This window comes from Terriglobia bacterium (genome assembly GCA_036496425.1).
Classification (GTDB): Bacteria; Acidobacteriota; Terriglobia; order 20CM-2-55-15; family 20CM-2-55-15; genus 20CM-2-55-15.
Genome location: DASXLG010000146.1, coordinates 11416 through 33257 on the forward strand (window position 1 = coordinate 11416; position 21842 = coordinate 33257).

At 56.7% G+C, this 21842-nt stretch carries 21 protein-coding genes; 9 read left to right on the plus strand and 12 right to left on the minus strand.

What is annotated here, in order from left to right; all coding sequences use genetic code 11:
• Positions 1 to 4: 4 nt before the first annotated feature.
• Positions 5 to 2443, plus strand: coding sequence for a malto-oligosyltrehalose synthase (gene treY / locus VGK48_10585; protein ID HEY2381611.1), 2439 nt, complete (start codon positions 5 to 7; stop codon positions 2441 to 2443).
• Here the strand turns inward: treY and VGK48_10590 are convergent.
• Entirely contained in the window at positions 2440 to 3330 is an 891-nt protein-coding gene (locus tag VGK48_10590) for a hypothetical protein (GenBank protein HEY2381612.1), read from the minus strand. The two genes, treY and VGK48_10590, sit on opposite strands and share 4 nt — an antisense overlap.
• Positions 3331 to 3456: 126 nt before the next feature.
• Here VGK48_10590 and VGK48_10595 point away from each other — a divergent pair, with 126 nt between their 5' ends.
• Positions 3457 to 3747: an RNA-binding protein gene (locus VGK48_10595; GenBank protein HEY2381613.1), complete on the plus strand. Its 291-nt coding sequence runs from the start codon at positions 3457 to 3459 to the stop codon at positions 3745 to 3747.
• 47 nt (positions 3748 to 3794) lie between these two features.
• On the opposite strand, the gene VGK48_10600 is transcribed toward VGK48_10595, so the two are convergent.
• The 4 genes from VGK48_10600 to VGK48_10615 form a co-directional block, all read right to left on the minus strand.
• Positions 3795 to 4727 (minus strand): histone deacetylase, encoded by a 933-nt coding sequence (locus tag VGK48_10600; protein ID HEY2381614.1) that lies wholly within the window; start codon positions 4725 to 4727, stop codon positions 3795 to 3797.
• Between the two features lie 5 nt (positions 4728 to 4732).
• The gene (locus VGK48_10605; GenBank protein ID HEY2381615.1) at positions 4733 to 7840 is read right to left on the minus strand and encodes a CusA/CzcA family heavy metal efflux RND transporter; all 3108 of its coding nucleotides are present in this window, start codon (positions 7838 to 7840) and stop codon (positions 4733 to 4735) included.
• Entirely contained in the window at positions 7837 to 9063 is a 1227-nt protein-coding gene (locus VGK48_10610; GenBank protein ID HEY2381616.1) for an efflux RND transporter periplasmic adaptor subunit, read from the minus strand. Before VGK48_10610 ends, VGK48_10605 begins: the two co-directional genes overlap by 4 nt.
• Positions 9064 to 9268: 205 nt before the next feature.
• Positions 9269 to 9907 carry a fibronectin type III domain-containing protein gene (locus tag VGK48_10615; protein HEY2381617.1) on the minus strand — a complete coding sequence of 213 codons (639 nt, stop codon included), beginning with the start codon at positions 9905 to 9907 and terminating at the stop codon, positions 9269 to 9271.
• A 312-nt stretch (positions 9908 to 10219) separates the two neighbouring features.
• Here VGK48_10615 and VGK48_10620 point away from each other — a divergent pair, with 312 nt between their 5' ends.
• On the plus strand, positions 10220 to 10543 hold the full coding sequence (locus tag VGK48_10620) for a transcriptional regulator (GenBank protein HEY2381618.1): 324 nt from the start codon (positions 10220 to 10222) through the stop codon (positions 10541 to 10543).
• Between the two features lie 500 nt (positions 10544 to 11043).
• On the opposite strand, the gene VGK48_10625 is transcribed toward VGK48_10620, so the two are convergent.
• Entirely contained in the window at positions 11044 to 11253 is a 210-nt protein-coding gene (locus VGK48_10625) for a DUF433 domain-containing protein (protein HEY2381619.1), read from the minus strand.
• A 294-nt stretch (positions 11254 to 11547) separates the two neighbouring features.
• On the opposite strand from VGK48_10625, the gene VGK48_10630 reads away from it, so the two are divergent.
• Genes VGK48_10630 through VGK48_10640 form a run of 3 tightly spaced genes read left to right on the plus strand, consistent with a single transcriptional unit; the run spans position 11548 to position 13392 of the window.
• Positions 11548 to 11979: a DUF6152 family protein gene (locus VGK48_10630; GenBank protein ID HEY2381620.1), complete on the plus strand. Its 432-nt coding sequence runs from the start codon at positions 11548 to 11550 to the stop codon at positions 11977 to 11979.
• Positions 11980 to 12816 (plus strand): hypothetical protein, encoded by an 837-nt coding sequence (locus VGK48_10635; GenBank protein HEY2381621.1) that lies wholly within the window; start codon positions 11980 to 11982, stop codon positions 12814 to 12816.
• 45 nt (positions 12817 to 12861) lie between these two features.
• Positions 12862 to 13392, plus strand: coding sequence for a DUF4136 domain-containing protein (locus VGK48_10640; GenBank protein ID HEY2381622.1), 531 nt, complete (start codon positions 12862 to 12864; stop codon positions 13390 to 13392).
• Between the two features lie 91 nt (positions 13393 to 13483).
• Here the strand turns inward: VGK48_10640 and VGK48_10645 are convergent, their stop codons facing one another.
• From VGK48_10645 to VGK48_10670, 6 genes are all read right to left on the minus strand, one after another.
• Entirely contained in the window at positions 13484 to 14647 is a 1164-nt protein-coding gene (locus tag VGK48_10645) for an MFS transporter (protein ID HEY2381623.1), read from the minus strand.
• Positions 14644 to 15516, minus strand: coding sequence for a YihY/virulence factor BrkB family protein (locus VGK48_10650; GenBank protein ID HEY2381624.1), 873 nt, complete (start codon positions 15514 to 15516; stop codon positions 14644 to 14646). Before VGK48_10650 ends, VGK48_10645 begins: the two co-directional genes overlap by 4 nt.
• Before the next feature lie 30 nt (positions 15517 to 15546).
• The gene (locus tag VGK48_10655; GenBank protein ID HEY2381625.1) at positions 15547 to 16014 is read right to left on the minus strand and encodes a BON domain-containing protein; all 468 of its coding nucleotides are present in this window, start codon (positions 16012 to 16014) and stop codon (positions 15547 to 15549) included.
• A 187-nt stretch (positions 16015 to 16201) separates the two neighbouring features.
• A complete protein-coding gene (locus VGK48_10660) occupies positions 16202 to 16648 on the minus strand; it encodes a hypothetical protein (GenBank protein ID HEY2381626.1) in 447 nt (148 codons plus the stop codon).
• 17 nt (positions 16649 to 16665) lie between these two features.
• Positions 16666 to 17295 (minus strand): VTT domain-containing protein, encoded by a 630-nt coding sequence (locus VGK48_10665; protein HEY2381627.1) that lies wholly within the window; start codon positions 17293 to 17295, stop codon positions 16666 to 16668.
• A gap of 534 nt (positions 17296 to 17829) precedes the next feature.
• A complete protein-coding gene (locus tag VGK48_10670; protein ID HEY2381628.1) occupies positions 17830 to 18498 on the minus strand; it encodes a DedA family protein in 669 nt (222 codons plus the stop codon).
• 176 nt (positions 18499 to 18674) lie between these two features.
• Between VGK48_10670 and VGK48_10675 the strand changes: the two genes are divergently transcribed.
• The 3 genes from VGK48_10675 to VGK48_10685 all read left to right on the plus strand — a co-directional run.
• The gene (locus VGK48_10675; GenBank protein HEY2381629.1) at positions 18675 to 19436 is read left to right on the plus strand and encodes a hypothetical protein; all 762 of its coding nucleotides are present in this window, start codon (positions 18675 to 18677) and stop codon (positions 19434 to 19436) included.
• Between the two features lie 14 nt (positions 19437 to 19450).
• Positions 19451 to 19918: a (2Fe-2S)-binding protein gene (locus VGK48_10680; protein HEY2381630.1), complete on the plus strand. Its 468-nt coding sequence runs from the start codon at positions 19451 to 19453 to the stop codon at positions 19916 to 19918.
• Positions 19915 to 21842: molybdopterin cofactor-binding domain-containing protein (locus VGK48_10685; protein HEY2381631.1), on the plus strand; the 1928-nt coding region annotated here is incomplete at its 3' end. The genes VGK48_10680 and VGK48_10685, both read left to right, overlap by 4 nt.

The window sequence follows — 21842 nt, forward strand, 5'->3', positions numbered from 1 at the left end:
TACTATGAGAGTTCCTGTTTCAACTTATCGGGTGCAGTTCAGCCGCAATTTCCGTTTCAGCGATGCGCTGAAGATCGTTGATTATCTCTACGGCCTGGGGATCACGGATCTGTACGCGTCGCCGATTCTCAAAGCCAGGCCGGGCAGCACGCATGGCTATGACGTGACGGACCCGACCCAGCTCAACCCGGAGGTCGGTACGCCTGAAGAGTTCGACGCGCTATGCCTTGCGCTTCAGGAACACGGGATGGGGCTGCTGCTGGACATCGTTCCGAACCACATGGCGGCAAGTGTCGAAAACCCGTGGTGGTTCGATTTGCTCGAGAAGGGAGAGGGGTCCTCTTACGCCGAATTCTTCGACGTGAATTGGGAATCGAAGAAGGTACTGCTGCCGATCCTAGGCAAACCTTACGGCGAGGCTCTCGAGGATCAGGAACTCCAGATCCGAATCGTCAACGGGCGGCCCGTACTTCAGTACTATGAACAGCGGTTGCCGATCGCTGCGGGCGCCGAGAACCTCAGCGGCGACGCCGTCGATCGCGTTCTTTCGCGCCAGCACTACCGGCTTGCCTATTGGCGCAAGGCTTCCGATGCGATCAACTATCGGCGTTTTTTCGACATTAACGACCTGGTTGCCTTACGGACCGAACGTGACGATGTGTTTCATGCCACACACGGGTTCGTATTGAAGCTCGTCGCGCAAAAGAAAGTCACCGGCCTCCGCATCGATCATATCGACGGCTTGAAAGATCCGGAGGGATATCTCGAACGGCTGCCCGAGGTGTATGTAAACGTCGAAAAAATCCTGTCCGCGAACGAAAGTCTTCCATGCGGCTGGCGGGCTTTTGGAACAACCGGCTACGACTTTACAAACTATGTGAACGGAGCGTTCGTCGATCGCAAGGGTTTTAACGAGCTCGAAAAGATTTATGCGCAACTGACCGGAACGGCCGCGAGCTTTACGGATGTGTTCCGCGAGCGCAAGCGGCAGGTCATGCGGGAGCTTTTTGCCGGAGAAGTGCGTACGCTCCTTGGCCTTCTCGCGGAACTTGCGGAGCAGGACCGGCATGCCAGAGATCTTCGAAGCGAAGATCTGCGGGAAGCCTTTGTGTCGGTTACCGCGTGTCTTCCGGTTTACCGGACGTACCTCCGCGATACAGACATTTCGCCAACCGACCGCGCCACTATCGAAGACGCCGTTACAGCAGCAGGCCAGGGCGCCGCATTCGACTTCCTGCGCCGCGTTCTGCTGGTCGAGCCTGCGTGGTACCTGCAGCATCAGAAGCCCGAGTATCTCGACTTCGTGATGCGCTGGCAACAGTTCACGGGTCCAGTCATGGCGAAAGGTCTTGAGGACACGGCGTTTTATGTGCGGAATCCACTCGTCTCTTTGAACGAAGTCGGCGGCAATTCCAGTGGTCCGGAGCCCTATTTCGGTGTTGAAGAATTTCACCGCCGCAATTTAAAGCGCCATGCAGAGTGGCCCGATACGATGAATGCGACGTCCACGCACGATACGAAACGCAGCGAGGATGTGCGCGCCAGAATCAATGTGTTATCCGAGCTGCCGGAGGAATGGGCGGCCGCGGTGCGGCGCTGGATGCTGATGAATCCCAGCGAAACGGCGCCCGATCCTAACGAGCAGATCCTTATTTATCAATCGTTGCTTGGCGCGTGGCCGATCGAGTTGGAACGGATGAAGCAATACATGACGAAAGCGCTGCGCGAGGCGAAAACACATACAAGCTGGACCGGCATCAATGAAGAGTACGAGGGCCGGGTGTTCCGGTTCCTGGAGTCGCTTTACGCCCGTAAGGAGTTTTTTGCGGATTTCGCACAGCTGCATAAAAGGGTCGCATACTACGGCGCCCTGTCCTCGCTTTCGCAACTCGTTCTGAAGATCGCGTCGCCCGGCCTGCCGGACTTCTACCAGGGGACCGAGCTCTGGGACCTGAGTCTTGCCGATCCCGACAACCGTCGCGCCGTCGATTTCTCCTCGCGAACGAACTTGCTGCAGGAACTCCAGAAAAGCACCGACTGCAATGACTTGCTGAAACATTGGCAGGATGGACGCCTGAAGATGTATGTCACACAGAAGCTGCTCCATTTTCGCCGGGAGCGGGCTGACTTGTTCCGCGAGGGTGAATACATTCCGCTGCATGTCAGCGGCGCTCGCGCCGAACATGTCGTCGCTTTTGCCCGCCATCTGCATGACCGATGGTGCATCGTTGCTGTACCGAGACTCTATGCTTCACTGACCCCTGCCGGATCACCGCCGCTCGGAGAAGAAATCTGGAAGGACACGCAGATTGAAGTTCCGCAAGGCGCTCCGCCGTCCTGGACAGACGTGCTCGGCGGGAGCGCGCCCGTTTCCCAAACGACAGCATCCGTCCTGTTCCGCAAATTGCCGCTAGCCCTGCTCAGCGCAACGGATTACAGCTAATTTAATCGATCAACCGGAAAGCTCGTTTGCGCCGCGCCTTCGAAGGCAAGCGCGATGGCGGCGAAGCACGACGAATCTGAATTGAATACGATGTATTCATAGTCCCGATCGGCGGTCTCATTCGAAAGCGAGAAGAATTGATGGGCGAATAACGCCTGGTGCGTTCCGCCATTCATGATGATCGAGCGCGTCGCGATCGTGGTTCCATTTGCGGCCTTGAGCGTCGCCCGGATCGATGCCGGCTCGGTTCCCGTGTTCACAATAGCGAACGCGACATCGAGCCCGCCCTTGGTGTGAACCCGCGGTATCAGGAATCGCGAAAGATCGGGAGCACTGGCCGCAATTCCGATACGAGACAGCAGGCCATCGGTTTTGCCGTCCCGCACTTCAAAGAATGTCGTGATGCTCACAGTTCCGGTCGCGATCAGCCTGCCCCATCCGATCGACCCGGATGACGGTGTGGTCGCGGGACTGACGCCTCCGCTGATGACCAGCACATGACCGGCGGGTAATGTGATCGATGGCACCGTTCCGGTGAACTCCATCGCGGTTCCGAGGTCGGCGGCCATGGGTACGCTCCAAAGATCACCGTCTTCGTTGTAGAAGGCTCCAGTCAGCGCCGCAACCGACGCCCCGGTATTAACGACCTCCACAATCGTTGAATATTTAGTGACACCGCCATCGAAACTGCCGATAGCGATTTGCGGAATCACTTTGGTGATGGAGTCTGTTGCATTCGATGGGGCTGCGGCGGCCGACAGGTCCACTTTCGACGATCTGGTCCATTCCGCGGCTTTGAACGCCGCGATAGCAAACACTAGAGTCGCGATCGCAGCGGCTGCAGCGGTCTTGTTTAGTGTCTTGCTATAAAGGATGGAGTCCCCCAATGGAAAAGCCGGTTGCTCTGTTCGATTTGTCGGATAAAGCCCTACCCGCAAAAACGCAACTCACTGATGTAATTACTTTATTCCATTTTCTACACTTTCTCTTACATAGATCTGAAAGGGGACTGAATGCCGAAAATATTCGTCGGAAATATTCCTCATGCTTCCTCGGATGCGGAGCTGCAACAATGGGTGGAGACGCAAGGATTCCAGGTTGAATCTGCCCAGATAATTCGCGATCGCTCAACAGGGCAATCCCGCGGATTTGGGTTCGTCGTTATCAACGAGGACTCGAAGATGAAGGACGCGATCTCGGCGCTCAACGGACAGCGCATGGGCGGGCGGGTTTTGACCGTGAACGAGGCCTTGCCGCAAGCTACGCGCAGTGATGGTGGAGGCGGATATAGGGCGAGTCGGTAGACGGATCTTCCGCAACGCGATGCAGCCGTCCGGTTTCGGCCGGGCGGCTAAATCAGCGCGGCGATGTGACTTTTCGCGGACCCACCCAGCAGTTCCAGATTGTAGCCGCCTTCCAATAAGCCCACCACGCGGCCCGCAGCATGCTTCCCGGCGATTTCAAGAACTTCTTTCGTCATTTCCGAAAAATCGTCATCTTCAAGCATCAGCCCGCCCAGAGGATCGCCCCGCCTCGAATCAAATCCAGCCGAAATGATAATCAGGTCCGGAGGAAATCTCTGTTCGATCTGGCGCAACGCATCCGAGAACGCATGACGGTGCTGGCGCGCGGGAGTGCCCGTCGGTAAAGGCACGTTCAACGTCGTTCCTTCGCCTTTGCCGCCGCCGCGCTCATCGGCCGAGCCTGTACCGGGATAGTACGGATATTGGTGCGTTGAAAAATAGAAGACCGTCGGATCGTTCCAGAAAATGTCCTGCGTGCCGTTGCCGTGGTGCACGTCCCAGTCGATGATCAGCACCCGTTCAACGCCATATCTGGCCTGGGCGTACCTGGCCCCGATCGCCGCGTTGTTGAACAGACAGAATCCCATTGCGTTGGTGATCGTTGCGTGATGACCGGGAGGCCGGATAACACAGAATGCGCGGCCTCCCTCCTCAGCCATAACCGCATCGATTGCAGTGATGGCAGCTCCCGCCGCAAGTTTCGCGACTTCAAAAGACGCCGGGCTGATGCGGGTATCGACGTCGACAAAGCTTTCGCCTCGCGCACAAAGTGATTCCAGGTGATAAACCAACTCTTCCCGATGGCACCGCGCAATCTCGTCGTTATTCGCCGGTCTTGGCGTGCGCCGGACGAGCCGTTTGGAAAGGCTTTCGTCCTTCTCGATCGCCTTGAGAATCGATTCGAGACGGCGCGCATTTTCCGGATGAGCGCCGGTTTCATGCTGGAGGTACATGGAGTCGTAAATCAGGGAGACGGCCATATGGACTAAACGCCAGGGGCGGGCGCGGCACGTCCGTCGGCGCGCCCATTGCCGTCGATCATCAGGTACACGACGGGCAGCACGAACAAGGTGAGCAGGGTTGCCGTGATGAGTCCTCCGATGATGACGACCGCAAGTGGCTTCTGAGTCTCCGAGCCGACGCCATGCGAAAGGGCCATCGGCAATAGTCCCAGCATGGCCAGCGTCCCGGTCATCAATACTGTCCGCAACCGGACAAGCGCCCCGTTCAGCACGGCTTCGTATGTTTTCATGCCTTCGTCGCGAAGCTGGTTGAAATAGCTGACCATGACCACGCCGTTCAGGACTGCCTGGCCAAACAGCGCGATGAAGCCGATTGCAGCGGACACGCTGAGGTTGATCCCTGTCGCTTTCAAGGCAAAGATGCCTCCGATCAGGGCGAAGGGCACATTCATCAGGATCAGGGTCGCGTTCCTGGCGGAGCCGAACGCGTTGAACAGCAGGGCGAAGATCAGCAATACGCTCACCGGTACAATTAAGGCCAGACGCCTCATCGCGCGCTGCTGATTTTCGAATTCGCCGCCCCAGGTGATGTAGTAACCGGCTGGAAGGTGGATGTCCCGCGCAACGCGGCTCTGCATTTCGGCTACGAGACTGCCCATGTCCCGGTTTTCGATAAACACTCCGATGGCCATGACCCGCGTGCCCAACTCGCGGCTGATGTTCATGCTGCCCTGTTTTGACGAGATAGTCGCAAGCTCGTCAAGCGGAATCCGCGCGCCATCGGGGGTGTCCACCAGTATCTTTTTGATAGCGTCAATCCCGCGTTCCTCCTCCTTCAGCCGGACGGCGACGGCGAATCGTTTGTCGCCTTCCCATACTTCAGTAGCTTCTTTTCCGCCGAGCGCCGTCTCGATAACATCCTGAATATCGGCCACATTCAGGCCATACCGGGCGCATTTCGCCCGGTCCACTTCGATCTGCAGTTGCGGAACCTGTCCCGCCCGGTCGATATAAGCCCGCCCGACGCCGCGGATATGGGCGATGGCGCGGAGCACATCTTCGGTTTGTGTACGCAATTCGTCGCCATTCGGGCCGAATACTTTGATCACGATCTGTCCGTCGATCTGAGAGATGCTTTCAAGAACGTTGTCACGTATCGGCTGCGAAAATGAAGATTCGACGCCCGGCAGCACGGACAGCTGGCGGGTGAAATCGTCGATCAGCGTTTCGCGCGTCACCCCTCGCGGCCATTCCTCCGGCGGTTTCAGGTCCACAAAGAACTCGGCCATATTGATTGGCTTCGGGTCGGTTCCATCCTCGGGCCGGCCGGCTTTAGAGGTGACGGTTCGGACGACTTCCGAGTTGTGCAGGATCTCGCGGACTTTTGCTGCGAGCCGCCTCGTCTCATTCATGGAAATGCCCGGAGGAAAGTTGATGTTCACCCACATCGTTCCTTCGTTCAGTTCGGGGAGGAACTCACTCCCGAGCCCCGTCAGGGTCCAGATACTGACGCCGAGCAACACCACGGCTACCATCACGATGACTCCACGATTGACCAGCGCCCAGGTCAATGCCGGGCGATAGAACCGCTTGCAGGTACGGATGACGGCGTTTTCCTTTTCCGAGATGCCCTTGCGCAGGAAAAAGTAACAAAGCAGCGGAACCAGGGAGAGTGAGAACAACAGTGAACCGACCAGTGCCGACGTCACCGTCCATGCCATGGGCGCAAAAATACGGCCTTCATGACGTTGAAGCGTGAAAATCGGAATGTGAGCGGTAATGATGATCAGCATCGAAAAGAAGGTCGGTCGCCCCACTTCGATAGTGGCGTTGAGGATTACTTGTTTCAGAGCGCGCAGATCGCGTTTGAAATTCGGTTGATGGCTGGAATGTTCCGCCAGTTTACGGAAGACATTTTCGACGACGATCACCGCTCCATCCACGATAATTCCGAAATCCATTGCGCCTAATGAGAGCAGATTGGCGGGAATGCCGCGCAACGTCAGACCCGTGAATGTTGCCAGCAGAGACAGCGGAATCATCAACGCCACGATCAGCGCCGCCCGCATGCTTCCGAGGAAGACGAGCAGCACCGCTGTGACGAGGATCGCGCCTTCGAGGAGGTTTCTGAAGACGGTGTGGAGCGTCGTATTGATCAACCAGGTCCGGTCGTAAATCGGCACGATCGCGACTCCCGTGGGCAGCACGCCGGAATTCAAGGTGTCGATCTTCGCTTTCAGGTCCGCGAGGACGACCGACGGATTCTCGCCTTTTCGCATCAGCACCAGGCCGGTGACCACATCATCTTCTTTGTCCTGGCCGGTGAGCCCCTGGCGGGGAACGCCGCCCGTTTCGATGGCGCTGATATCCCGGACCAGCAAAGGCGTTCCTCCGTGCTGGGCAACGACGATGTTGCCGATGTCGCCGGCGGACTGCAGCAGACCGATTCCTCGAATCAGGTACTGCTGTTCGCCTTTGTCCACGTACCCGCCGCCGGCGTTCGAGCTGCCACGGCCGAGCGCCGTGAAGAGTTGCTGCAGCGTGACTCCATATGCCTTCATTCTGGCAAGGTCCGGTTCGACCTGATACCGCTTGATGAAGCCGCCGTAAGTCACGACGTCGGCCACTCCGGCAACCGTTTTGAGCTGCCGTGCGATGGTCCAGTCTTGAATGGATCGCAACTCCGTCGGCGACGTGTCACCCTGCAACCTGTACCTGTAAATCTCGCCGATCGGCGTCGCCAATGGGCCAAGGTCGGGCGAAACGCCCGGAGGCAGATCGACATCCCGGAGCCGTTCCAAAACCTGCTGCCGCGAAAAGTAGGCGTCGACAGCGTCGTCGAAGGTCACCGCGATGAAGGACAAGCCGAACTGCGTGTGGGAAAACAACCGGACCGAATGGGGAATTCCGCTGAGCCCGATCTCGATAGGTATGGTGACCTGTTTCTCCACTTCTTCCGCAGCGCGGCCGGGAAAAAGGCTGATCACCTGCACTTGTGTATCGGTTACATCCGGAAACGCCTCGACCGGGAGGGATCGGAATGCGGCCACGCCTCCGGCAATGAACAACGCGACAAGTAAAATAAGAAAGAACGGCTGATTCAGCGCGAACTCTGCAACACGCCGGATCATTGTTTGTTGCCTTCCGAGCTCAGCAACAACACGCCACTCGTGACGACCCGCTCGTCTGGCCGAAGCCCCTCTCTTACCACGGTGTCGCCGCCGATTTCAGGACCTGCTTTCACTTCGCGCCGGCGGAATTGCCCGGCCGCTTCCTCCACAAGAACGAATGAGTGTTCACCTTCCGTGAGAACCGCCGGCGATGGGACCAATACGGCCTTTTCTTTTGCCGCACTTCCAACGCGGATTCGCGCGAACATCTCGGGCTTCAGCAGGCCGTTGGGATTTGCGACAAGGCAGCGCACTTTGATCGTCCGGGCGGCTGGATCAACCGTCGGATTCACGGCCGAGATCCGGGCGGAAAAATCCATGGCGGGATATGCTGCAAGATGAATATTCACCGGAGCTCCCACTCGAATTCGCGGTAGATCGTTTTCATAGATCTCCGCTGTGATCCACACGCTCGAAAGATCGCTGATCAGAAAGAGGGGGTCCGCCGCGTCCGGCTTAATATATTGTCCCATCCCGACCTTCCGATCGACGATGGTGCCGCCGATCGGAGCGCGGATCACGATCCGCCGGTCCGTCTGATTTGCAGGCGAACTCTCGAGTCCTGCAATTTCGTCCGCGCTCTTGCCCAGAAGAACCAGACGATTCCGCGCCACATCCGCCGCAGATTGCGCGCGCCGGTACTCCTCCTGCGCCCGCGCAAGTTCGGACTCCGCCGCCTGGAGGTCCTTTGTGGATATTGCTTCCTGAGCGTGCAGTCTCCGTGCGCGTTCGGCCGACTTCTCTGCAATATCGACCGCAATTCCGGCCTTATCCGAATTCGTGTGCGCTTCGGCCAGATCGTTCACGGATGCCACAAGATCCGGTGATTCGATGGCCAGCAGCGGCTGGCCTGTCTGCACCACATCCCCGGCACTTGCCAGAACCTCCAGCACCCGGCCGGGAAATGGGGCAAGCACCGGCGTTACGCGGTCTTCATTGAAACCGACCTTCCCCGTCGCTTCCAGGTCGATATTGACTGTTTCCTCGCGCGCGCCTTCAACCCGAATCTGCTTTTGTTGTTCAGGCGTGGCCTCGATGACACCGGACGCTACGGTATCGGCTTTTGCCGTTTGCGGCTCTTCGGCCGTGGCCGGCCGGTGTGTCGTGAGGAAAACTGCGGCCGAAATCGCAATGATTCCGGCCGCAATCCAAAAAGTCCGCCTTCGTTTAGCTCGAACGCCCATGGGGTGTAGCTTTTACCATGAATTCTTATGGAAGATTCACGGCTTTCTAACGGCGTTCGCATACATTTGAAAACACAACATTTGCCTGCGCGTGTCAGGCGCGGTCTATGACCGCACGATGTTTAAATTCGAGATCGCTGGGCGACATTCGTTCCTCAGATCAGCCGGGATCGGGGAGGAACGTTGTTCCTCCCCGACGGCTAAGCTAGCCGCAGATGAACATCACTGGGTCGCTCCAGTTGGTGTAACCCAACCGGCCCAGGGCGCGAACTTGAAATGCATAGTTCGCGCCTGGAGTCAGATTCGAAATGGTGACTTTCTTCGAACCCGGCAGCGTGAGCAGTGTCCACGTTGTGGGCAGCGTTCCCGGAGTGACCACCACGGCGTATTGCAAGCTGTAGTCGATCGCCTTCGGAAGACCCTTGACCTTCACCACCACCTCGCCCGTAACCGGACCACGGTCGATCCAGTCGATGGACGCGGGAGGCAGCGGCTGCGGAGGAACGCGCTGGGTCGGAGCAGCCACGAATCCGCTGGTGCTGAAGACCGCGGGATCGTTGTTCGACGCCGCCTCGACGGAGTGTCCGAGTTGCGTGTATTGGCCGATCATGACGTCACGTTGTTTGTTCTTCGCGGTGATGGCTTTCTTACCGCCATCGGCCGCGTCCGAAACCAGGGTCGCAAGGGTGTCGATACCGGACTTGAAGGTCACGAGATCGACGGTAGGAGTAGGGAATTTCGAATTGCCGTTCAGACCCTGGTACGCATTCAGGAGCTGCTGGATCAGATCGGTATCCGAAGTTCCATGGAAACCAAGCAAGGCTTTGAGCTTCTTAACTGTCATATGTTTTCTCCAAAGTTTCAAATTACCGGCCCTTTACGACAGAACATCGGAAGAAAGCGGACCGGCAAAACTTTCTCCCCATCCTTTGAGGCTTCGCCCTATCGGGTTCGCGCTTCGCGTGCGCCAATTTTGCGCCTCTACTGATATAACGACGCAGAGCCCCCATTTACTGCACGCGAATTTGCATCGCCATTGCCTCATGACCGTATCGACCGGTATGTCAAGAGCTTGCGAATAAAAAAATATTTTCGATGGCGCCTTTTACGGTAAAGTGCCCTACGCAGTCAACGTAGTCTCTATCAGGAGATCGGTATGCCGCAAAGAATTTTCCGCCCGGTAACCCCGGCCGTGAAAGCACGGTTCGCCGAAGAAAAAATGCGCCACGAGTGGAACGCAATACGCGAGGCGCTCCCCGCAGTGGATGCGCAATTCGTGAAGGACACCCGCGAGGCACTGAACTGCTCCCGTGCCATATTCGCGCGCCGATTATGTATGAACGAGCGTACGCTCGAAAACTGGGAGCAGGGCAGGGCGAAGCCGAATTCTCAGGCCGCCGTCCTGCTGTTGCTCGTCCGCCACTTCCCGGACACCTTGGAGCGATTACGCCGGATCGTAGCCGCGTCCATCACAAGCTAACGTGCAATTTTGAAATTTATTGCGGGATTTGTCGTTTTAATGTCCGATTCCAAAGAGCTCCGTGCAATTTCCAAATTGAAACGCCCAATTCGAAAATGTAGCGATGAATTTGGAGCCTTAAACGCTTAATCGCCGGACTTAACATTCAATCCTGGAATTTACCGGCTGTTTTGCAAATGAAATGCCCAAACGATAAATTGGACGTTCAGTTTTGAAATTGCACGATCAAATCACAAATTGAAGGCTCAAACGTGAATTCTCTCGCTGCATCTTCAAATGTTTTGTCCACTCCGGGAATTGAGTGCCGCAAAAGACAAATGAAGCGCGAAAACGGGGAATTCAACGCAACAAATCGGAAATGAAACGCAACAAACGCCGATTGAACCCTTAAATCGGCAAAGTGGACAGAAAATTTCAGATATGCACCGCCTCGACTTCGTGGTTTTTGGCGCGCAAACCTTGAACCAGTCTCCGAGGCACGTTTTCGTCGAGCAGAATTTTCACGCAGGTTGGAGATCCGGACGATGTGCGAGTTCAGCAAGAACGCCACGCACCGATTCCTCAGTGAGACTTGGATAAGCATCAACAATTTCGGCGATGCTCATCCCGGCAGCCAGCGACTCGAGAATAAGCGCGACCGAAATGCGGGTGCCTCGAACTCGTGGGCTTCCGCCCAAGTGATCAGGGTCAGCAACGATCCAAGTCTCCATGTAGTTAGCTTACGCCTGGTGCCTGGACCCCTCAAGAGAAGTTGGGATAAGGCCAGGTTTATCCGCAGCTTCGATTTCGGCAGAAGAGATTTACGCTCCGAAAACGCCGCAGGCTTTATCGATTCGTTCAAGCCGGCTTCTGTAACCTAACCTGCATGTCTCAAAGCATTGTTTATGAAGCGGTTCCCGGATTACCCTTTTCAAACCGGACCATTTTGCTCATGGGCTAAGCAATCGTCCGCGAGTTTTTGAATTTCAGCAGCGTTTTGTATAAATTGAGCGCCGAGGTGGACTATGACGAGGGGTATTCGGACATTTTCCGGGCTGCTGGGCATATTGCTGATGTCGATGCCGCTGCTGGCGCATCACTCGTTTGGAGCGGAATACGACGTCAACAAGCCGATCACCCTGACGGGCGTCATTACAAAAGTGGAATGGACGAATCCGCATAGCCACTTCTACCTCGACGTAACGGATGCCCAAGGCAAGGTTGTCAATTGGAAGTTCGAGGGCTACAACCCTGCCGTCCTCATGAGAACCGGTTGGAAGAAAGACACCACGTTGAAGCCGGGCGACAAAATCACGGTATTCGGATGGCAGGCGCGCGATGGAGGCAACTGGGCTCACTCCCGCGAGATCACACTGCCGGGCGGCCGCAAGCTCTTCTTCGGACCTCCTGCCGGAACGGGCGATGGGGGAAATACTCCCGCAGTGGAGGTGCATTAGATGCGCGCCATGATCGCTGCAGCGATTCTGGGGTTTGCCCTTGCGCCTGCGTCATTGTATGCACAGGCCCCGAAGCCGAAGGCCGCTAAGAACGCCATTCCTCGTATGCCCGATGGGAAACCGGATCTTACCGGTGTCTGGCAGGGTGGCAGCACGCAGCGTGGAAAATGGGAAGAAGCCAACACCGGAACCGGTGTCGGCGGCAGCGGCCGCGATCCTTCAGCACCCGTCACGCTCTCTTCAAACGACCGGCCCGCGGGACGCGAAGGCGCTCCATATCAGCCTTGGGCTGCGCAGAAGGTGCTTGAGGCTTTCAACCGCCGGGGCATCGACGATCCGACCGCTAAGTGCCTGCCCGCCGGTATTCCGCGGACAATCATGCTCGGCCTTTTTCCGCAACAGATCGTGCAGACTCCGACTCAGATCGTCATGCTCTATGAGTATATGAACGTATTCCGGGTCATTCCGCTGAACGCAAAGCATCCCGATGATGATCTGCTTCCGAGCTATCTGGGCAATTCCGTGGGTCACTTCGAAGGCGACACGCTGGTCGTCGATGTCGTCGGATTCAACGATAAAACATGGCTCGCCGGCACGGGAACGTTTCACTCCGATGCACTCCATATCACCGAGCGATTCACACGCGTCGACAAAGACCAGATCAACTACGACGTGACGATGGAAGATCCGAAGGTCCTGACGAAACCCTGGACGCTCCACTCGACGCTGATGTTGCGTGAAGGCACCAGGCTCGAAGAGTACGTTTGCGCCGAGAACAATATCGATCTCGATCGTTACGAAAAGCTCCTTACCGACGGCGTCAAATTCACCAGGTAAAAAGCGGAACCGGTTTTGCAGCTAGAAATAGCAGGGGGCAGAACCATGCGAATTATCAACATAATTGCGCTTTGTGCGATGCTGATGATTTCAACCTTCGCCGTCGCGCAGGACATCAAGACCGACCATGACCATGCCATAGACTTTGCCAAGTACAGAACATTCAAGTGGATCAAGGAGCCAAACCCTGAGAATCCATTGATGAAGCAGCGGATTATGGAGGCAGTTAATGCTCAGCTCGAAGCAAAAGGTCTGACGCTTGCAGCCGGCAACGCGGATCTCGGCATCGCCGCAAATACCGCAACAAGACAGGAACAAACCCTGGATAGTTTCTACGGCGGATTTCCCGGCTGGGGTTGGCGCCGCTACTGGGGCGGCCCGGTCGTCGTGGACACCTACGAAGTCGGGACACTGCTGGTCGACCTGTTTGACACCCAAAACAAGCAGGTGGTGTGGTGGGCTTCCGCCAGCGATACGGTTTCCGACAAACCGGAGACGAACAGCAAGAACCTGGACAAGGCGGTTGAAAAGATGTTCAAGGACTTCCCGCCGAAATCCGCGCGCAAAACGGATTAGACAGATGTTTAGCCGCAGATGACGCAGATGATGCGGATGGAACGCAAAACAGTCTGTTGGTACGTTCCATCCGCGTCATCTGCGGCTAAACCTAGCGCATCAATATGATGAATGCCCAGCCGGTGGCGCAAAAGACGCCGCCGGCCAGGGCCCACATCGCCAGCAGCTCGCCCTGAATCAAAAATCCGGCAATCACCGGTGCAATGATCTGGGCAATCGCCATCAGCGATTGCATAAGACCAATCACCATTCCCTGTTGATGGCGCTCAGCGCGCATCGTGATCAGGCTAGTGAGGCTGGGACGCAGGACTGCGCTGCCGAATGTCAGCAACCCGATAGCGGCAAGCAACAGGGGAACGCCGTGCACGCCTGACAGTAACGCGAAGCTCACAGCCATCGTGGCGAAGCCGAGCTGAACGAGCCGGCTCTCTCCGAACATTTTTACGAGTCTTCCCATTCCGCCGCCCTGGATCAAGGCTCCGACCAGTCCGGAGAAGGCAAACAAATATCCGACTTCCTTTGTACCGAACGGCATTCCGTTATGCATGAATCGACGCTCGGCGAATAGAGCAAAGCCGGAGAAAAACGTACTGAACGCGAAGGTGAACGCGAAGAACTGCCAGAGCAGTGGACCAAGCTGGCGGTCCTTGAAGGAATTCATGGCGGCGGTCCATCTCGAGACATTGCTTGCAAGTTCGGGATGGGGGTGGGGTATGACGGAAGGAAGAAGAAAGTACGTGCACATGATGCTCGTGAACGACAACGCTGCCGCGGCAAAAATGGGATAGGTGTTGTTGAACTGCGCGAGATAACCGGACACTCCCGGGCCGATCAGGAAACCAATGCCGAAGGCGATGCCGATAAGGCCGAATGCTTTTGCCCGGTTTTCCGGCTCTGTCACGTCGGCAATATAGGCCTGGGCGACGGTCAGGTTTCCCGCAGTCAGGCCATCGATGATGCGCGCAAGGAAGACGAGCCACAGGACACGCGCAAATCCCAGAATCAGAAATGCGATGCAGGTGCCGATCTGGCTCACCAGCAGCACGGGCCGCCGCCCGATCCGATCCGAGAGATGGCCTAACGGCGGTCCGGCGATCAACTGGCATAGCGCATACGTCGCAACCAGCAGACCGACGACTCCGGCGGTGGCTCCCATCGATTCGGCGTAGAAGGGCAGCAGCGGCAGAATGATGGTCAACCCGAGAACGTCAACCAGAACAATTAAAAAGATGGGAAGCAGAGGAGATTTTTTCATCGTGGAGGCAAGTTGGTTCTTTTGCGGGCCAGGAACCCCATCCAGGGATATCGTGCTGTTTCGCTTGCGAGAAACGCGCAACCCAGCAGCACGAAGGTTTCGAAATACACGAGCAACAGGAATGTTACGGATATCGCGAAAGGTCCCTGCGTCGGTTCGAGTTCCGGCACGACCTTGATATAAGCGATGCGGACCACTTCAGCCATGATTCCAGCCAGAATAGCTGCTGGAAGCACCTGACGCGCATCAATTTTCCGGTTTGGTAAAAATTTATAAAGCGCAAAGATCGCAACGACGAAGAAACATGTCATGGTCGTGCGAATCACAATGAAACTCATTGCGGCTCTGACGAGCTCAAACGGCAGATATGTGATCAGAGAATGCAGAGCAGTCGAAATGGATAAGAAGAACAGGCCCAGCGCCGCGCAAACTACCGTAAGCGTGAAACCCATGAGCTGGTTCATCCAGTAAGGGCGGTCTTCCTGAATCTTCCAGAGCCTGTTCAGCCCGGTTTCGAGAGGTATGAAAACGCCGGCGGCACCCAGCAGAACCCAAAGCAATGACGTCAGCTGAGTGCGGTGACCCATACGCTTGGCATAAACGTCCAGGTTGTGGACGACAAAAACCTGGTGTACAGGAAAGTACTCTCGCAGGGTATTCAGCAATACATCATAGGCCCTACCCCATTTGAGGACGTTCCTGAAAATCGCGAGCATGACAAGGCACGCTGGAAAGAACCCAAGCAACGCCGCGGCCGCGAGCGCAAGACAGAAGGCGTGTGTTTCGGTTTGAAGCAGCAGATAGCGGAACAGCGGGATCAGATTCCTGATTTCGCCGTAGAGCCGCTGCCGGAAGTCGCGGTCGATCATGCGACCTTAGTGTACCTTGGACAGCCGCCCTTATCTCTCGGAGATCCGTTCGTCGGTGCTGCCTTCGATCTGTAATTCGTTCCTGACGCTGAACACTCCGGGTACCTGATTTGCCGCCAGGTTGGCCAGATCACTGTCCGCCTGATTCGCCACAATCCCTTTCAGAGTGACGTCACCGTTCTTCACGATGATGTGGATTGGCGGAAGCGATTGCGTTGCATACCGGAACAACGGCGAATTGAACGAGTACACCGACCGGTATACGGCAATTCTCAGCTGATCGTCCATGTTCGAAAGCGGCAGGACTTCAATTTTGTCCGTTACCGTACCGGCGCCCTCGATGCGCCTGACACGGGTTACCGCGTCATCCTTGAGCGTCGGACGAGTCACCTCACCCATCAGAGTAATGCTCCCATTCCCTTTGACCTCGGCTTGCAGCCAATCAAAGACGCTGTAATAGGGCAGCATGACCAGCTGATGGCGGACTTCTTCGCTCAAGCTCTTTATATTGTTTGGGTTTCTATCGGTTGATCCATTAAGAGACGGACTGGGCTTCATGCGTTGCGCGGCCCGGGCGTTTGGTGCGGATGTGATCAAAATGCCAACCATCACGGCCACCAAAGCCTTTAGAAAAGACTTGGTTCGCATCGTCTTCCCCTCCAGACGAATTTAAGAGGCTTCTAATTTAAGAGGCTTCTACGGAATCAGAGACCTCTACTGTATTAGATGGAGGGATTTCCAAACGGTTTTGAGATTTTCTGGCAAGACGGGGAAGCAGTACTCCAACCATCAACAGGGCGATCACCACAATCGTCAGGCCGGTCCTGTCCCAGCGGTTCCGTTGGAACACCGGATGTGACCACATGCCGAATTCATCGAATGTGAACCCGATGCCCAGTCCGTAGAGCATCGCGATCCATGGCCTCGCGCCATCGCCCCGGAAGATCAGTGCCAGGTAGCCTGCAATTGCAAGAATAAATATTCCGTAGACGTAGTGATGAATATGAATCCCGTTCACGTTGAAGTGGAACCCGGGATCAACAAGGCTCACAATGCGCGCAGATAAGACTGTCAACGTAAATGCGACTGCAATGCCGGCAGCTGGAGCTTTGGAGGTCAAACGAAGCAACATGCGAAGTTCCGATTATATCAAGCTGCAGGCTGCGAGCGCGAGGGGCCTCGATGGGCGCGGGTCTTTTTTACAAGTCCGATCACCCCGATGGTGGTGGCCAGGATGGCAATAACGAACAGGCCGATACCAATGTACTCAAGGGTGGTTGACTGGAGCCAGCCGATGATCTGCCGGCCGTAGAAAAAGGCCAGCACTGCTTCAATTCCGAAGCGCAACAGCCGGGTCAGCCCCAGCGTCACGAAAAATATCGGCGTACTGACCTCCAGTGCACCGGCGGCCAGGATGCATGCCGTAAACGGGAAGGGCGGCGGCAGCAGGTCCAGCACCGCCAGCGCCACCGCGCCCTTATCCTCCAGGCGCCGGCGGATGCGATCCAGGCGTCCTTTTGGAACAAAGTGTTCCAACCCCGGTTCGCCGAGGCGCCGGCCGATGTAGAAAGTGAGGGCGGCTCCACAGATCGAACCCAGGGCTCCTATAATCGGGTAGAGCCAGAACAGATCGCGGGTCCGGGAGGCCAGAACAATTACGGCAATATCCACCGCGAGCGGAATCACGACCACCAGGGTCGAGTCCAGCGCGGCGAGTAACCCCAGTCCCCACCACGACATAAGGCCGCCGAAAATCGATATGAAAAAGGCCCGTGTCATCGGTTAAACTGGTCTTACCGTTGCCCAGAACCAGGGCACAGTTAGCATTTCAGATCATTCCTGTAAAGGACGCTTTCTTCTAATGCTTCAGCAATCCATGGCCCTTTGGATCAGCCAGTACGGTTATCCGGCGATCTTCTTCATTCTTATCGGCGGTATCGTCGGAGTTCCGGTGCCCGATCAGCTTCTGTTGGTCATTTCCGGATACCTCGTCTTAACACATGCCTTAAACCTGTTGCCGACCCTTGTGGCAGCGATATTGGGCAGTGTCGTTGGTATCACCTTGAGCTATGCACTCGGCCGTGGATCGGGTTCGTACCTTTCGAAAGTGCCGTTTGCCGCCACGCGGCTTCAAACGGCACGCCATTGGTTCGAACGATTTGGCGGCTGGACTCTGGTTTTTGGTTATTTCATTCCGGGAATCCGGAATTTGATCGGTTTCACGTCCGGGATGATGCGGCTCAAAGTGCGCCATTTTGCGCCTTATGCCTATGCGGGAGCGACCGTATCGTCCGTGACATGCGTTCTGGCCGGCTATTTTCTCGGCGAGCAAGCGGGCTGGGCACTCGCTTCGGCGAGCCGGCTGGCCGTTGTTGCGGCTGCCGGCGCCAGTTTGTTTTTGATCCGAAAGGCGATTCGCAATGGAGCCCCGGAAGCTGTGAAGACGACACCGGCCGCAATTGCGATCAGCGGAAGCCTCGAATAATTCCAATGCACGTGGCGTCCGGCGAAGTATCCGAACGTTACGAAACTGGTCGAAGAAATCAAAGCGCCGGCGTACGCGAAACGCATGAAGACACGGACACCCAGTTTCGAAGCGCCGGCCACATAGCCCATCAGGTTCCGCACCCCGGGAATGAACGGACCCACCACGAGCACCCAGCGGCCCAGGTTCTGAAACCAGTGCTGGACGCGTTGAATCTTCTGGTCATCGATCGATAGCCAGCGTCCATATCGCCGTATAACGAAATCACCCGATGTCCTGCCGAGCACATAACTCACCGTCAGGCCGCCCGCGCTGCCTATTGCCGCGATCGCCAGCGTCGGAAAAAGGCCCAGAACATTTCTAAAAGCCAGATACCCGGAGATGACCAGAAGCCATTCATCCGGCACCGGAAGGCCGATGATTCCGAAAATCAGGAGAAAGAACATACCAAAGTAGCCGTAATTGGTAATCCACTGGACGACTGCGTGTTCCGTCATTAAACGCCTTTCCGCTTTTGAAGACGTCTAAGTACTTGCAGGCGGAATTCCAATCAAACCACGCGGGAAGATTCGAAACAAAAATGGGGACAGATCACTTTTCGCGTCAAAATGTGTTTCGTTCGGAAACAACTTTTGACGCGAAAAGTGATCTGTCCCCATTTTTGTGTTAATTTGTGCCCACACTCATGCGGTTGATGAAGTTCGTTGTTTTTTGCATTGGAATGGCGGGGACCCTGTTCGCACAAGGCCAGCGTGGCGGACGAGGGCAAGCACCCCAAGCGCCGCGCGCGGCTGCGCCGATCGATTTGACGGGTAATTGGGTTTCGATCGTCACTGAAGACTGGCGCTGGCGCATGGTCACGCCGGCAAAAGGCGATTTCGCGAGCATACCGACGAATCCCGCCGGCGTTGCCGAAGGTCAGAAATGGGATCCGGCAAAAGACGAGGCAGCTGGCGAGCAGTGCAAATCCTACGGCGCTCCCGCCATCATGCGCGTGCCGACGCGCTTACATATCACCTGGGATAACGACGCCACTCTGAAAATCGAAACCGACGCCGGCCGACAGACGCGCGTGTTCCATTTTGGCGAGTACCAGTCTGCTTCCACGGCCCCGTCGCTTCAAGGCAACTCCCGCGCCAATTGGGAAGGCGGCGGCGGGCGACGCGGCGGTCCTCCGGCCGGAGGTTCGCTCAAAGTCGTGACGACCGGACTCAAACCGGGGTATTTGCGCAAGAATGGATATCCGTACAGTGAGAAAACAACCGTGACGGAATTCTACGATCGCACCAACGAACCGGCTGGAGATACCTGGCTGATCATAACCACCGTTGTTAACGACCCCGTCTACCTGAATCAGGAATTCATCACGAGCACGCACTTCAAAAAGGAACCGGATGAAAAGGGCTGGAATCCACAGCCCTGCGCCGCCCGTTAGCTGGAGCCGACAATATGAGTACGCTCACCCTGAAAGTGAACGGCAAGTCCCACACCCTCGACATCGATCCGGCGACGCCGTTGCTCTATGTCCTCTCCGATGATCTTGCCCTTCGAGGGCCGAAATTCGGATGCGGCCTCGGACAGTGTGGGTGCTGCACGGTAATCGTCAAAGGACAAGCCGTTCGATCATGCGTCACGCCGGTATCGAGTGTGGCGGGCGCGGAGATCACGACACTCGAGGGGCTGGGTTCAAGCGACAAGCCGCATCCCATCCAGAAGGCGTTCATCGATGAGCAGGCGATGCAATGTGGCTTCTGTGTCAATGGCGTCATCATGACCGCCAAGGCTTACCTCGACCGCCACCCCAAGGCTACAGATGCTGATCTTCAACAGGCCATGTCGGGAATCCTCTGCCGTTGCCACGCGCATACCCGGATGGTGCGCGCGATCAAGAAATATCAGCAGGGAGCGAAGGCGTGAGTGTATCCAGAAGGAGTTTTCTAAAGACTTCGGGCGCGCTCATCGTCAGCTTCACCATGATGCCGGAGGACGTCTTTTCGCAGCGGCTCGACGGGGCGAGCAGCAATCAGCTCGATGCCTGGTTGTCGATCAATGCGGACGGCAGCGTGACCGCTTTTACCGGTAAATGTGAACTGGGTCACGGTCTCTATACCGCCCAGATGCAACTGGTCGCGGAAGAATTATCAGTTCCTTTCCAGCGCGTGAAGTTGATTCAGTGCGACACGGCCCTGACGCCGGATCAGGGCACGACCTCCGGAGCCCAATCCCATCCGACCAACTTCAATCAGGGTGCGCTCGCGCTCGCCGGCGCCACCGCCCGTGAAGCGCTCCTGCAAATGGCATCGGTCCGGCTGGCTGTGCCGGCAGATCAGTTGATCGTGAAGGACGGCGTGATCACTGCCAAATCCGATGCGTCGAAAAAAGTCAGTTACACCGATTTGATCGGCGATAAGAAGTTCAATCTGACGCTGAACAAAAACGCGAAGCGGAAGAGTCCGGGCGAATGGACGGTTCTCGGCACGCCGGTGCCGCGCATCGAGATTCCGGCAATGGCTACAGGCGAATTCGAATACGTCCATAACGTTCGTGTGCCGGGCATGCTGTATGGACAAGTGGTACGTCCCCCGGCGGTCGGCTCGAATGTCATGAATGTCGACGAGAGTTCCGTTTCGGGTCTTCCCGGTGTCGTGAAGGTTGTCGTCAAAAAGAATTTCGTGGGCGTCGTGGCAGAGAAGCCCTGGCGGGCGATTCAAGCAGCAAACAAGCTGAAGATCACCTGGACTTCCGGGACGGGCCTTCCTAAACAGACCGAGATTCACAATTACCTGCGAAGCCGGAAGCCCACTCGTGACACCTGGCTGGTGAACTCGAAGGACGTTGACGCCAGGTTTGCCCAGGCCGCCAAGGTCGTCGAGGCGACCTACCTTTATCCATACCAGATGCACGGTTCGATGGGAACGTCGTGCGCCGTAGCGGACGTCCAGGGTGGTAAAGCGACCGTCTATTCCCCGACGCAGGCGGTTTATCCCCTTCGAAGCACGCTCGCGATGCTGCTCGGCATGCAAGCTGAGAATGTCCACGTCATATTCAAAATGGGCGCCGGTTGTTACGGCATTAACGGAGCGGATACTGTCTCGTACGATGCCGCGCTGTTGTCTCAAGCTGTCGGGAAACCTGTACGGATTCAACTGACCCGAAAAGACGAAATGGGGTGGGAAAACTACGGTCTGGCTTTCGTCATCGATCAGCGCGCGGCCCTCGACAAGGACGGCACGATCCTGGCGTGGGATTATGAAGGCTGGTCGCCGACACTCGGCGGACGTCCCGGAAACAACAGTCCAGGAAACGTCGTCACCGGCTTTCTCGCTGGTTTCCCTCCTGCTCCCTTTGCCGCACGAACACCGGCCCCGGACCCGGCCAATTACGGTAACAACAGCAATGCGGTCCCATCGTATGTTGCGGGCGCCGTGAACGGCCGCAGCGGCGGCACGGGCGTGATCCGCAGTGAGCGAGTGCTGTCGCACGATGTTCCCTCGCCGTTGTTTACCGGACCACTGCGGTCTCCGGCCCGTCTTCAGAACACGTTTGCGCACGAGTCGTTCATAGACGAGATCGCCGCGCAGGCAAAGGCCGACCCGGTGGAATTCCGGCTCCGCCATCTCAGCGATACCCGTTTGATGGATGTGGTCAAAGGAGCGGCGAAGGCGGCCAACTGGGACACGCGGCCGTCACCGCGGAATGCCGCTCCTCGCCGGACCGGCACTGTCAGCGGTCGTGGGATTTCCTGCGTCTTGTATGAGGGCGACAACGGCTATTGCTCCGCGGTCGCCGAGGTCGAAGTGAACCAGGATACGGGGCGCATCGCGGTTAAGCGGCTTGTCAT